The organism is Paraburkholderia sp. A1RI_3L (assembly GCF_048957895.1).
GTDB lineage: Bacteria > Pseudomonadota > Gammaproteobacteria > Burkholderiales > Burkholderiaceae > Paraburkholderia > Paraburkholderia kururiensis.
The window spans coordinates 99,636-112,724 of record NZ_JARCHA010000002.1 but is presented as its reverse complement, the minus strand read 5'-3'; the positions used below and the strand labels follow the sequence as shown (position 1 = coordinate 112,724).

Below are 13,089 nucleotides of genomic sequence, written 5' to 3'. Positions count from 1 at the left end.
CCGCACGCATGCATCCGACCACCGCCGCCTTCGATGCGCTCACGATCGGTCAGCGCTTTCGCAGCGCAGGCCGCACGCTCACGCCAACGGATCTGTCGTTCAGCTGCATGTTGAGCGGCGATTGGCACCCGATTCACGCGGACGTCGAATATTGCCGCGCCGAAACGGGCGGCGAGCGGCTGCTGCACGGCTCGTTCGGCATCATGCTCGCGATGGGCATGGCCACCATGCTGCCGATGTTCGCCGAACGCGTGATTGGTGCGACGGGGCTGCGCGAGTGGCGTTTCGGCAAACCGCTGCGCGTCGGCGACACCGTGCATATCGACGTAATCGTTCATGACAAGCGGATCACGTCGGACGGCGCGCGCGCGATCGTCGAGCGCCGTCTGATTCTGCGCAACCAGCGCGACGACGTGATTCAGGAAGGGACTATCGGCACGATGATCCAACTGGGGACACAGGATGAATCTCGGTCAACTGATCGAACGTAATGCGCGTCTGTTCGGCGCGCAGCCTGCGATCGTCTTCGAAGGCCGCGCGACCACGCATCGCGAGTTTCGCGATCGCGTCGTGCGGCTCATCAATGCGCTCGTTGCGCTCGGCGCGAAGCATCAGGACCGCATCGCGATCCTGTCGCAGAACCGCACGGAATATCTCGAGTGCTACGGCGCGGCGGAACTCGGTGGTTTCGTTGCCGTCGGTTTGAACTACAGGCTGTCGGCGGCCGAACAGCTCGCGGTACTCGGGGATTGCCAGCCCGCCGTGCTGGTGTTCGAGGCGCAGTATCGCGAGCGCGTCGAAGCGTTTCGCGGCATGCTGCCGGACGTGCGCTTCGTTTGCCTCGACGACGCACCCGCCTGGGCGCAAGCGTACGGAGACCTGCTCGCCGGTGCCGATGCGCATGCACCCGCAACGCGTGCCACCGACGACGACATCGTCTATCTGATGTACACGAGCGGCAGCACGGGCAAACCCAAAGGCGTGATGCTGTCCAACGGCGGGCAGTATCTGCAGGCGGCGAAGCTGGCGCTCGCGCATGCGTCGCAAACCGACGACCGGATGGAAGTGGTGATGCCGCTTTATCACATCGGCGGTCTCACCGAACAGCACGCGTACGCGCTGGTCGGCGCGGTCACGTATTTGCATCGCGCGTTCGACCCGCTCGCCGTGCTCATGTCGATCCGCGAGCATCAGTCGACAGCCGCGCATCTCGCGCCGATCATGATCCACCGCATGCTCGATGCAATGGAAACGACGTCGCACGACGTCGCGTCGCTGCGCACGGTCGTGTATGCGTCGGCACCGATGTCGGTGAGTCTGCTGCGGCGCGCGATCGACCGCTTCGGCGCGGTGTTCACGCAGGTCTACGGGATGACGGAAGTGACGATCAGTTCGCTGCTCGCGTGCCAGCACGATCCCTACGGCGGCGAGCTCGCGGCCCAGCGGCTCGCGTCGGGCGGACAGCCGTGTCACGGCGTCGAGGTCCGCATCGTCGATGGCGACGGCAAGGATGCAGCGCCGGGCGAGATCGGCGAAATCTGCATCCGCTCCGATGCGATGTTCAAGGGCTACTGGAACGCGCCGGAAGCCACGCGCTGCGCGTTTTCCGGCGACTGGTTCCATACGGGCGACGTCGGTTATCTCGACGACGACGCGTTCGTGTTTATCGTCGACCGCAAGAAAGACATGATCGTGTCGGGTGGCGAAAACATCTATTCGCGCGAAGTCGAGGAAGCGATCATGCGCCACCCGCAGGTCGCAGAAGCGGCCGTGGTCGGCGTGCCTGACGACGTGTGGGGCGAGTGCGTGAAGGCATTTGTCGTGTGTCGCGCGAACCAGACGCTCACCGAAGCCGACATTCTCGCGCATTGCCGCACGCTGATCGCGAGCTACAAGAAACCGCGCAGCGTCGAATTCATCGCCGCGCTGCCGCGCAAGCCATCGACCGACAAGGTCGACAAGATGGCGCTGCGCGAAGCGTACTGGCGCGGCCAGGCGCGGCTGGTGTCGTAGCACGGCGAAAGAAGACAGCAGCGAACAACGAGACAGGACGAGACGGACCGGCACGCCTGCGCGCCGGATAGGCAGGCCGAACGAGACCGGCGCTGCGCTTGGCGCGCACACGCCGGCCAACAGGAGACGGACATGGCTTCACGCGACACCCCGATCGACGTTTCGCGGCTGATCAATCAGCACGCGATTTCGAAGTTGCAATACTGGATTTTCGCGGCCTGCTTTCTGGTCGCGGTGCTCGACGGTTTCGATTCGATGGCGATGGGCATCGGCGCGCCGTGGATCGCCGCCGCGCTCAAGCTCGATCACCGGCTGCTCGGACCGGTCTTCTCGGCGTCGCAGGGGGGCTTCGTGATCGGCGCGATGGTGCTCGGGCTGATCGCGGATCGCTGGGGACGCAAGCGCACGCTGGTGCTGTCCGTGGCGATCTTTTCGGTGTTCTCGTTCGTGACCGCGTCGGCGGGATCGTTCGAGGCGTTGTTCGCGTATCGCCTGCTGGTCGGCGTGGGGGTGGGGGGCGCGGCGCCGTGCTTCGTCGGGCTTGCGTGCGAATACGCGCCGGCGAAGACGCGCTCGAACGTGATCGCGTGGATGTGGACGGGCATTCCCGTTGGCGGCATCGCGGGCGGTCTATTCGCCGCCAACGTGATGCCGCTGATGGGTTGGCAGTCACTCTTCATCGTCGGTGGCGTGGTGCCTGGCGCGCTCGCGGTATTGATCGTGCTGACGGTGCCGGAATCGTACACGCGGCTCGCCCGTACGCCGCATTCGACGGAGGCCGTTGGCAAGCTGCGCGGCATCGTCGAACGGCTGGTACCGGGCATCGCGCTGCCGGCCGACGCGCGTTTCGTCGCGGCGCAGGACGCACGCGAGAAAGTGCCCCTCAGCGTGCTGTTCTCGCACGGCAACGGTCGCCGCACGGCCGCACTGTGGACCGCGTGCTTCTTCGTCTGGCTCACGCTGACGGCGATGACCGCGTGGTCGCCGTCGCTGCTTAAGATGGCGGGGATGACGCCCGCTCAGACGGGCGTCGCGATGACCATGAGCATGGTCGGCGCGACGCTCGGCACCGTGTTCATGGGCAAGCTGATGCAGTGGCTCGGCGCGTACGCGGCGATCGTCGGAGCGCTGGTCGTGGCGGCACTGTCGTCGTCCGCAATCGGCCTCTTCACCGGCGGGTACTGGTTGACGATGATGTTCGTGCTGGTCTTTGGTCTCGCGATCGCCGCAGCCGTCGCCGGACTCGTCGCGATCGCGGCGATGACGTACCCACCGGAACTGCGCTCGACGTCGGTAGGCTCGGCGGTCGGCGTCGGACGCATCGGCTCGTTCATCGGTCCGCTTCTGATCGGCGGCGCGATCGCGATGCAGCCGGGCGCGCGGGGCTCGTTCGTGGCTATGGGGATGACCTCGCTGATCGGCGCCGCCTGCGTCGCGGTGCTCAGCGCCGCGACGCGCCGTGGCCGCAGCGAACCCGCCGCGCCCGCCGACGCGCTCCCGCAATGATTCGACGGTTCCCGCACCTCACGATCCCTGGAGAATCCACATGACGTCCGCTTTCGGCACGCCGCCTGTCCACGATCTCTCGTCGCGTGTCGCGTCGCTCGTCCCTGCGTCGAAGGGGCTGTATTGGGGCGGCGAGTGGCATACACCCGCCGGCGCGCGCATGTTCGACACGATCAATCCATCGACGGGCGCGCGCCTCGGTGCGGTGTTCGAAGCGACTCCGCACGACGTCGATGCCGCAGTCGCTGCCGCGCGCACCGCCTTTCCCGCGTGGGCTGCAACACCGCCGCTCGAGCGCGCGCGTCGCCTGCGCGAAGCCGCTGCGCGCATCCGCGCGAACGCGCTCGATCTCGCGCTGCTCGACGCCGCCAATTGCGGCAATCCGGTCGGCGCGATGCGCGCGGACGCTGAGATTGCCGCGACGCAGCTCGAATACTTCGCTGGTCTCGTGCTGGAAGTGAAAGGCGAAACCTTGCCAACGGGCAACGGCTCGCTGAACTACACGGTGCGTGAGCCGCTCGGCGTGATCGCGCGAATCTTCCCGTTCAATCATCCGTTTATGTTCGCGGCGGGCAAGATCGCGGCGCCGCTCGCGGCGGGCAACACGGTGATCGTCAAGCCTCCCGAGCAGGCGCCGCTGTCCACCGTGCGTCTGATGGAACTACTCGCCGATCTGTTCCCGCCCGGCGTGCTCAACTGTGTGACGGGCGGCCGCGACACGGGCGCGGCGCTTGCCGCGCACCCCGGCATAGCCGCAATTGCATTGATCGGCAGCGTGCCGGCAGGCAAGGCCGTGCTGCACGCTGCCGCTGACACGATGAAGCACGCGCTGCTCGAACTCGGCGGAAAGAACGCGATGATCGTGTTCCCCGACGCCGACTTCGACAAGGCCGTCGCGGGCGCGGCGCGCGGCATGAATTTCACGTGGTGTGGGCAGTCGTGCGGATCGACGAGCCGGTTGTTCGTGGAGGATTCGATTCACGACCGCTTCGTCGAAGCCCTCGCAGTGCGCGTCAAGGACAGTTACGTACCCGGTCCCGCGACCGATCTGCGCACAACGATGGGCGCGCTCGCGAGCAAAGCACAGTTCGACCGCACGATGCGCTACATCCGCGCGGGTGTCGAAGAGGGTGCGCGGCTCGTGTGCGGCGGCAAACGGCCGGACGACCCGCGGCTCGACGGCGGCCTGTTCGTTGAGCCGACGATCTTCGCGGATGTGGACGCGTCGATGTCGATCGCGCGCGAGGAAATCTTCGGGCCGGTGCTGTCGGTGATGCGCTGGCGCGATGAAGCGCAGCTGTTCGACGCGGTCAACGCGCTCGAACTTGGCCTGACGGCATCGATCTGGACGACGAGCCTGAAGACCGCGCATCGCGGCGCGGCGCGCGTCGAAGCCGGCTATGTGTGGATCAACGACTGCTCGATCCATATTCCGGGCGCGCCGTTCGGCGGCTACAAGCAATCGGGCATCGGGCGCGAAGAGTCGAAGGAAGAACTGTACGAATTCACGCGCCTGAAGAACGTCAACGTCGCGCTGGCCGACTAGCGGTTTTATCAATGTAGCGAAGCAGTGGTCGGCAAGTCATCAGAGTATTTTTGTTATTTAGTATGCCTAATAATATAAAGCAAAAATTATTAAGGAGACGCACAATGAAGAAGATCGTCGCCGCCACAGCCGGCATCCTGTTCTGCCAGCTCGCCGCAGCGCAGAGCAGCGTCACGCTCTACGGGCTGATGTCGGTTGGAATCGAATACGTCAATGCGGAGAAAGGACACTCGAACATCAAGATGCTGTCGGGTACGATGCAGAACTCGCGCTGGGGCCTGAAAATCCGTGAAGATCTGGGGGGCGGCTACGCGGCGATCGCGCAGCTCGAAAACGGCTTCGATATCACCAGCGGCGCGTTCCAGCAGGGTGGCCGCATGTTCGGGCGGCAGGCCTTCATCGGCTTGTCGTCGAACCAGTTCGGTTCGATCACGTTCGGCCGGCAGTACGACCTGTTTTGGGACGACCTGCAGCAGTTCGAAGCGGCTACTGCGTCCCACAGTCTCGCTGTGCATATCGGCGACAACGACAATGCATTCGGTGGCTTTCGCTATAACAACTCGGTCAAATATGTGAGCCCTGAGGTCCACGGACTGTCGGTGCAAGGTCTGTATGCGTTCAGCAATCAGGCCGGTTCGTTCGGCGCGAACCGCGCGACCAGCTTCGGCATCAGCTACCGACAGACGAGCTTCCGCGCCGCCGCCGCGTATCTCGACATCGACCGACCGGGCAACGCGATTCCGACAGGCGCCGTCACCGACGACTACGTCGGTGCGCCATTCATCCTGTTCCACACCAGCCCACTTAGTACGGCCATCGGCGTCGAGCGGCAGCGCGAGTTCGGAGCCGGCGGCGCGTACATGTTCGGCCCGGTGACGTGGAACGTGCTGTTCTCGGACGTCCGCTTTCGATATCTCGATCAGACGTCGCTGCACCTCGACAACTACGACACCTCGCTGACATGGCAGGTCACGCCGTCGATCCTGCTCGGTGCATCCTACATCTACACGAACGGCAACTACGGCGGCGTGCCGTCGAACGCCCCGATGCACTGGCAGACCGGCTCGCTGAGTGTGACGTATTCGCTGTCGAAACGCACCGACATCTACGTCTTCAGCGATGCCATGTGGGCGTACGGCGCGCGGGCGACTGCAGTCACGTGGCTTAATTCGCCGTCGAGAACGAAGCAACAGGTCAACGTAATCGCAGGGATTCGTCAACGTTTTTAAGAAAATTGGTGTAACCGGGTAACCTTTTTGAGAAAGGAATTACAGGTATGCGAAGGCGTTTCATGTTCCTGCTTGCGCTCGTCGCGCTCCCTCTTGCATCAGCGGCGGCAGACTTGCATCGGCGCACAATCGCAACAGGCGATGGCGCGATTGAATATCTGGATTGGGGCAGCGGCCCATCGATAGTAATGGTTGCCTCGCTGGGGCGCGGCGCAGAGGATTTTGGGGTAATCGCCTCCGAACTCGCCGACCGGGGTTTTCGCGTGATTGCGCCTCAACCTCGCGGCATCGGGCAGAGCACAAGCCCATCAAATCCGATGACTCTGCATGACTATGCCGCGGACGTCGCGGCGGTAATCGAGCAGACTGGAACAGGGCCTGCTGTGGTTCTCGGCCATGCTTATGGCAATACGGTTGCACGAACGTTAGCTGCGGACCGGCCAGACCTGGTTAGCGGTGTAATTCTCGTCGCCGCATCTGGACGAGCGCCCCTCGACAAAGATGTTCGTGCAGCTATTGCGAAGGCTTCTGATCTATCGGTGCCCGCTGCGCAGCGGCTGCAAAGCCTGGAGGTTGCGTATTTCGCGAAAGGCAACGACGCCAGGGTTTGGCTAGACGGGTGGTATCCGGACCTTCAAAAGCGCCAGTGGAAAGCGTTTAATGCTAGCAAGCCTGATGAATACATCACGGCCGGAGGACGTGTTCCCATTCTCGACATCCAGGGCGAAGAGGATGCGGTGATACCGGGTAGATACTCGCAAGACTTGCGTCGTGAGTTGGGTGAGCGTGTGTCGGTGGTAGTGATTCCACACGCGGGCCATGCGCTGATTCCCGAGCAGCCGACTGCGGTAATTAAGGCAATTGCCGATTGGCTTCGTTTGCCGCAGCGTTCGTCTAGACCCTGACGACATTCGGCTTGTCGGCAGATGACGTTGAGCGGTGGCGGACCTCGCTCATATCCATCTCATTCAATATTCGGACTCGATAATCTACCGGCAGCGAGATTCGGGCGTGACGGTATAAATTTTTCCAGAAAGCCAGGCGTGGTGCGGGTTTGCAGGCACATTGAGGGCTCGTGGTTGGTGACGGTAAAGTTGTACCAACCACGAGAGCGAGAATCGATGCTCACGGAGTTTGCACTTCGCAACCTCAAACCCCGCACAGCCTTGTACAAGATCGCCGACCGTGACGGCATGTACGTCGCAGTCTCTCCGGTGGGCACCCTTTCTTTTCGATACGACTACCGCGTTAATGGGCGATGGGAAACGCTGACAATCGGCCGCTATGGTCAATCCGCATCGCTCTCTAACTGTGGTCCGAATTAAAACCGGGGAGGGGCAGAATTGCTATGCGATTGCCCGGGCATTTGCGGCGCATAGGGGCAAAACCTCACTCGCGCACACAGCGAGCGGGCGGCTTCGCAGAATCTCGTCGGAAACCTTGAATACATCAACCGCATGTTTGAGAAGGCGTGCCTGTTCGTTCATCGCCTCTGAGGCTGCCGATGTCTGCTCAACCAGAGCCGCATTTTGTTGCGTGACTTCATCGAGCCGCACCACCGCCGAATTCACTTGCTCAATACCCTTGTGCTGCTCGGCCGAGGCAGCAGCGATCTCTCCCATCAACTCCGCCACATGGCGTACGGCGGACACCACTTCGTTAATCGTACGACCGGCTTCGTCGACCTGTTCCATGCCGGCCGCCACGCGATTCACCGATTCTCCGATCAGCTCTTTGATTTCCTTCGCCGCTGTTGCCGCACGCTGGGCCAAACTGCGCACTTCGCTCGCGACCACTGCGAAGCCGCGTCCCTGTTCACCAGCGCGTGCTGCTTCTACGGCTGCGTTCAGCGCGAGAATATTCGTCTGGAACGCGATGCTTTCGATTGTGCCGGTGATGTTGGCGACTTTCGCGGAACTGCTTGATATGTCGCGCATCGTATGAACCACGCGCCCGACTACTTCGCCGCCGTGCGCAGCGACCTTGCATGCACGCGATGCGAGCACGGTGCCTTGTGTCGCGCTTTCGGTGTTATGACGCACCGTTGCGGTTAGCTGCTCCATGCTCGCCGCGCTTTCCTGCAGTGACGCGGCCTGTTCTTCCGTGCGCGAACTCAGATCGGCGTTGCCTGCCGCAATTTGCCCTGAAGCGCTGGCAATGGTCTGGGCGCCAGTTCGAATCCGGGAAACCATACCAGCAAGGTTACTGTTCATCGCCTTGAGTGATTGCAGCAACTGGCCCGTCTCGTCGACAGTGGTTACCTCGATGCGGCTGGTGAGATCCCCGTCGGCCACGCGGTTCGCTAAGGCAAGGGCACGAGCGAGAGGCCCCGTAATGCGCCGTACCACGATACTGGACAGTCCGATTGCGACGAGAAGCATCAGGATCAGTAGGCCTGACTGGATCAGCATCGCTCGATTCTCGCGGTTTAAGCGCGCGTCCAGTCGGGCCTGAAGACTGTCCAGCGCGCGGGCATTGAGTTCAAAGAGGGGATCGATTGCAGCCGTGAACGTTTTGACGTAGTCGATTGCCGCGTAGTGCACGGCGCCGGCATTGACGATCTCTCGACTGGCCAGATCCAGCGCCTTGCTGATCGGTGCGTTCGCACGATCCCGCGCCGCTGCGAGTGCGGTCTGGAGTTCGGGCTTCGCCCGGAAGACTTTGTCGAAAGCCTTGCGAAGATCTTCCATCTGGTCCGAGGCTATCTGCGACAGCGAGGCCAGCATGGCCCGATCCGTCGGGCTGGCCTCTCCCCTTGTCAGAATGCCGGCGCCCCTCGACCTTGTCTGGCTCAGCGTTTCGGTGAGCTTCGGCAAGCTGACGAGTGCCGCCCTCACGAGATAGTGCGTTCCCCCCTCGGAATCGAGCGCCAGTCCAGTGTCGTCAAGCAGGAGATCAACGACCGATAGATACTGGCCAATAACGGCCATGTGCCGCACGGCGGATTCCCTGTCGCTGAGCCTGCGCGCATCGACCGCCGCAGCAAGCTCATGCCATTGAGAGGCAGCGCTTTCCCATGCGCGCGCCATATCGGGGGGCAGTCCTTGTGCTTTCAGACGGAGGTCGATCTTGACGAGGGCCTGGTCCACTGCTACCCGTGTCTCTTCGCGAGCCGCGAGGACAGAGTTGTCTCCGCCAAGCATGGTTGCGGATAACGCCCGGTGCCGCAGTGTCAATTGAATCAGCGATAGGAGTCCGCGTGCCGACTCCAGCCCAGCTTGTTCGGTATTGGCGGCGCTGACGGCGTTCAACGATGACATGAACTGGAGGTATGTCGGTACGGCTATGACGGGAAGAATCGCAATTCCCAACACGAGAAGCTTTCGGGCGATAGGCAGGCGATCAATAAACGATGTCATCGATTTCATGATTGCTTCACTTCGGGATTGACTCACGACCTGTTGTTACGCGTCGAAGGCCTGTGCGTTGCCGACGTGGGCGACGCTGGTCCGTTGTATTCTCGCAGTGCTTCTCCAGGCGATTTCAAGGCCGTGAGTAGGGACGTGCCGGGCGTGCCGCGCGTGACGATGTGGGAAGCCCACGGCCGGGACGGTTCAATCCTTGCCGGCATACGTGTAACCGAGCTCGGGCGGCAGGGGCCCCTTGATACGGCCGCCTTGCTGCTTTTGCTCCCACGCGTGCGCAAGGATGCCAACTGAGCGCGAGAGGATGAAGAGCCCTCGCGCGAGCGCCGGTTCAAAGCCGAGCTCGCCGTAGATCACCGCGGTCGCGCCGTCGATGTTCATCGGAAGTTTCCTGCCGGTGCGCTGCTCGAGCGTGCGTTCAATCAGGCGTCCCACTGCGGCGTGACGGCCCGCAATCACGCCGCGCTGCTGCGCATCGTCGGTGAGTGCAAGCAGCCTTACCGAGCGCGGATCGACCGGGTGAAACCGGTGGCCAAAGCCGGGAATCATCTTTCCATGCGCCATCGTGAATTCCGCGAGCGCTTCTTCCAGCGCCCGCTCGAGCGGCTGGGCGACGGCCTTCGCAAGGGCGCTTTCATAGAGTTGCAGACACTGTTCGCCGGCACCGCCATGCACGCCGTCGAGCACGTTGATGGCCGACGCCATCGCGGCATTGAGCGGCACGCCGCACGTTACGCTCATGCGCGAAATCGAGATAGACGGCGCCTGAGGACCGTGATCCACAGCTGCCACCAGCGCGGCTTCCAGCAATGCGAGCTGCGCGGGCGTCGGCTCGTCGTCACGCAGCATCAGCCAGACCATCTGCGCGTAGCTGACGTTGCCGATCAGCGTCTCGATAGGCCTGCCCTTGATACGGATGACGCCCGGCCGGATGTCGATGATGCGCGTGGTCCACCAGGTCTTCACCTGCGATAACAGGTCGATGGCTCTCTCATAAGGGATGTTCATGTCGTCTCACCCTATATCGTTCCATTGGCATGCCATAGCGCGATCTCATCCATCGTAAAGCCTGCTTCAAGAAGGATTTCATCACTGTGCTGCCCGAGGGTCGGCGGTCCCTGTTCGACCGACTGCGGTGTGCCGTCAACCTGGAATCCGCAGCGCGTGACTGCGATGCTGTCCCGCTCGGGATCGTTGATCGGCAACGTCATCGTTAGCTCGCGATGGGCCACCTGAGGTTGCGCGAGCGCCTGCGATACGTCCAGCACCTGCCCGGCGGGAACGCCCGCGTCATTCAGGCGCTTTTCCCACCATGACGCGTCATGCGCGGCGAGATACCCCTCGAGCGCCTCGGTGAGCTGCGCCCGGTTCAGCTTGCGTGCCTCGCGTTCAGCAAAGCGCGGGTCGGAAACAAGCTCCGGCGCGCCGAGCAGCCGGCACAGCGTTTCGAACTGCTCCTGCTTGTTCGCGGCAATGTTAAGAAGTCCTTCCCGGGTTCTGAACGTACCTGACGGACTCGCGGTGAAGTTGTCGTTTCCCATCGGCATCGGACTGCGTCCGGCGATTAGCTGGTTCGACACGATCCAGCCCATCGTGACGATGGCGGAATCGAGCATCGACACGTCGATAAAGCCGCCAATACCATCGCGTTCGCGGCGCACGAGCGCACTTGCGATGGCAAATGCCGCGGTAATGCCGCCGATCGTGTCGCACACTGGATAGCCGACGCGCAGTGGGGCGGAGTGCGCATCACCGGTTACGCTCATTACGCCGGCGCGCCCCTGGATGATCTGGTCGTACGCAGGTGCGGAGGCGAGCGGCCCGCTCTGGCCGAAGCCGGAGATCGCGCAGTAGACAAGCTCGGGACGCACCTCCCTGAGGGCGTCGTAGCTGAGGCCTAACCGGTCCATTACGCCGGGCCGGAAGTTTTCCAGCAAGACGTCCGCGCTGGCCGCGAGCCGTCGGAAAGCAGTCTTGCCGTCCTCGCTTTTCAGGTTGAGCGACAGTGAACGCTTGCCGGCGTTCTGCGCCAGGAAGGATGTGCCCATGCCGCGCCGGTTCAGTCCGGCATCCGCGCCCAGTTGACGTGCGAGGTCGCCGGTATCTGGTGTTTCGATCTTGATAACGTCGGCGCCCAGCAACGCGAGCTGATAGCCGGCGAACGGGCCGGCCAGCACGTTGGTCAGGTCGAGCACCCGGACGCCCGCCAGTAGTTTGCTGCTCATGGATGCCCTGACTGGATTTCGACCGTATTCGCGTTGTACGAATAGAGCCAGTCGTAGCGCTCGGCTATTGGCGCGGCACTCCATTCCCGTTCCAGGTACAGGGCCGCCGACGCCTCAGTGGCGAGTTCCTGGCTGTGAAAGCGCTCCGTGTTGTCCGTCGCACCTCGGACCATCCGGCTGGTGCGTCCGATTCGCGCATGTTCGTAACGCAACAGCGCCCGCGGGACGCCTGATGGCTCCTCGCCCGCAAGGCAACGTGCCAGCACCGTGCCGTCTTCGATAGCGTGGACTGCACCCTGCGCGAGAAACGGTAACGTCACATGTGCAGCATCGCCGAGCAGCGAAATGCGCGCCTGCGTCCATTGCGGAATGGGCTCGCGTTTCATCAGAGCCCACTTCAGCAGGGTCGGCGCCAGCCGGATCATGGTCTGCACGTCCTCATGCCATCCCCCGAAATCATCGAGGCACTCATCAACGGTGCCTTGCTCGAAGCTGGCTTTGGCGGTCCAGCTCTTGCCTTCGATAGTGGCGGCGAAGTTCATGATTTCGCCGCCACGCAGCGGATAGTTGACAGCATGGCCGCCAGGTCCGATCCACGTCGATCCGACCGACTGGCGCATATGCTCCGGCAAGCTCTTCATCGGGATCAACGCGCGCCACGTCACCATGCCGGAGAACGCTGCGTCGGTATCGGGCCACAATGCATTGCGGACCACCGAACGCACGCCATCGGCGCCTATCAACGCGTCTGCGGTGATGCGCTGGCCGTTTTGCAGGATCAGGGTGGCGCCGCTGTCATGCTGCCCGCAGCCGGTTACGGCGCTGTCCAGATGAATTGCGTCGGCCTTGAGCGCGCGTACGCGATCAGCCAGTGTCTGATGTAGATCGGGCCGGTAAACGGTCAGGTAAGGATAGCCATAGCGCTCGATGACGGACTTGCCCAGGCTGAACATCGGCCAGGGCTTGCCCGTGTTCCACAGGCGGAATTCCTTGCGCGCCGGGTCACAGGAGAGAGCCCTTAGCTGCTCGAATACGCCAAGCGAATCGAGTACCGCATTGCCATTCGGACTGATCTGGATGCCGGCACCTACCTCCCGCAACTCGGACGCCCGTTCGTAGACATCGACGTCGATCCCCCGCTGCAGCAACGCGGCTGCTGCGGCAAGACCGCCAATTCCACCACCCGCTATCAGGATATGCATGAA

The 13,089-nt window shown here is 62.9% G+C and carries 10 protein-coding genes and 1 pseudogene; 7 read left to right on the top strand and 4 right to left on the bottom strand.

Features of this window, described 5'->3' with window-relative positions; translation table 11 throughout:
• Window positions 1–8 precede the first annotated feature (8 nt).
• The 7 genes and pseudogenes from PXJ20_RS06590 to PXJ20_RS06560 form a co-directional block, all read left to right on the top strand.
• Window positions 9–491, top strand: coding sequence for a MaoC/PaaZ C-terminal domain-containing protein (locus PXJ20_RS06590; protein ID WP_042263368.1), 483 nt, complete (start codon window positions 9–11; stop codon window positions 489–491).
• The gene (locus PXJ20_RS06585; RefSeq protein WP_421029599.1) at window positions 463–2,013 is read left to right on the top strand and encodes an AMP-binding protein; all 1,551 of its coding nucleotides are present in this window, start codon (window positions 463–465) and stop codon (window positions 2,011–2,013) included. The genes PXJ20_RS06590 and PXJ20_RS06585 overlap by 29 nt, the downstream gene beginning before the upstream one ends.
• A gap of 132 nt (window positions 2,014–2,145) precedes the next feature.
• Window positions 2,146–3,519 (top strand): MFS transporter, encoded by a 1,374-nt coding sequence (locus tag PXJ20_RS06580; protein WP_421029598.1) that lies wholly within the window; start codon window positions 2,146–2,148, stop codon window positions 3,517–3,519.
• A 40-nt stretch (window positions 3,520–3,559) separates the two neighbouring features.
• Complete coding sequence (locus PXJ20_RS06575; protein ID WP_421029597.1) at window positions 3,560–5,065, top strand: aldehyde dehydrogenase family protein; 1,506 nt, start codon at window positions 3,560–3,562, stop codon at window positions 5,063–5,065.
• A 104-nt stretch (window positions 5,066–5,169) separates the two neighbouring features.
• Window positions 5,170–6,294 (top strand): porin, encoded by a 1,125-nt coding sequence (locus PXJ20_RS06570; RefSeq protein ID WP_421029596.1) that lies wholly within the window; start codon window positions 5,170–5,172, stop codon window positions 6,292–6,294.
• Window positions 6,295–6,356: 62 nt separating this feature from the next.
• Window positions 6,357–7,199 (top strand): alpha/beta fold hydrolase, encoded by an 843-nt coding sequence (locus PXJ20_RS06565; protein WP_413212183.1) that lies wholly within the window; start codon window positions 6,357–6,359, stop codon window positions 7,197–7,199.
• A gap of 216 nt (window positions 7,200–7,415) precedes the next feature.
• A pseudogene (locus PXJ20_RS06560) lies at window positions 7,416–7,589 on the top strand (Arm DNA-binding domain-containing protein); the annotation flags it as partial.
• A 51-nt stretch (window positions 7,590–7,640) separates the two neighbouring features.
• Here the strand turns inward: PXJ20_RS06560 and PXJ20_RS06555 are convergent.
• The 4 genes from PXJ20_RS06555 to PXJ20_RS06540 all read right to left on the bottom strand — a co-directional run bounded on the left by PXJ20_RS06555 (window position 7,641) and on the right by PXJ20_RS06540 (window position 13,086).
• Window positions 7,641–9,662, bottom strand: a complete 2,022-nt coding sequence (locus PXJ20_RS06555; RefSeq protein WP_421029595.1) for a methyl-accepting chemotaxis protein — start codon at window positions 9,660–9,662, stop codon at window positions 7,641–7,643.
• Between the two features lie 186 nt (window positions 9,663–9,848).
• Window positions 9,849–10,667: a citryl-CoA lyase gene (locus PXJ20_RS06550; RefSeq protein ID WP_421029594.1), complete on the bottom strand. Its 819-nt coding sequence runs from the start codon at window positions 10,665–10,667 to the stop codon at window positions 9,849–9,851.
• Window positions 10,668–10,678: 11 nt separating this feature from the next.
• The gene (locus PXJ20_RS06545) at window positions 10,679–11,884 is read right to left on the bottom strand and encodes a CaiB/BaiF CoA transferase family protein (RefSeq protein ID WP_421029593.1); all 1,206 of its coding nucleotides are present in this window, start codon (window positions 11,882–11,884) and stop codon (window positions 10,679–10,681) included.
• Window positions 11,881–13,086, bottom strand: a complete 1,206-nt coding sequence (locus tag PXJ20_RS06540) for an FAD-dependent monooxygenase (protein WP_421029592.1) — start codon at window positions 13,084–13,086, stop codon at window positions 11,881–11,883. The genes PXJ20_RS06545 and PXJ20_RS06540 overlap by 4 nt, the downstream gene beginning before the upstream one ends.
• Window positions 13,087–13,089 lie beyond the last annotated feature (3 nt).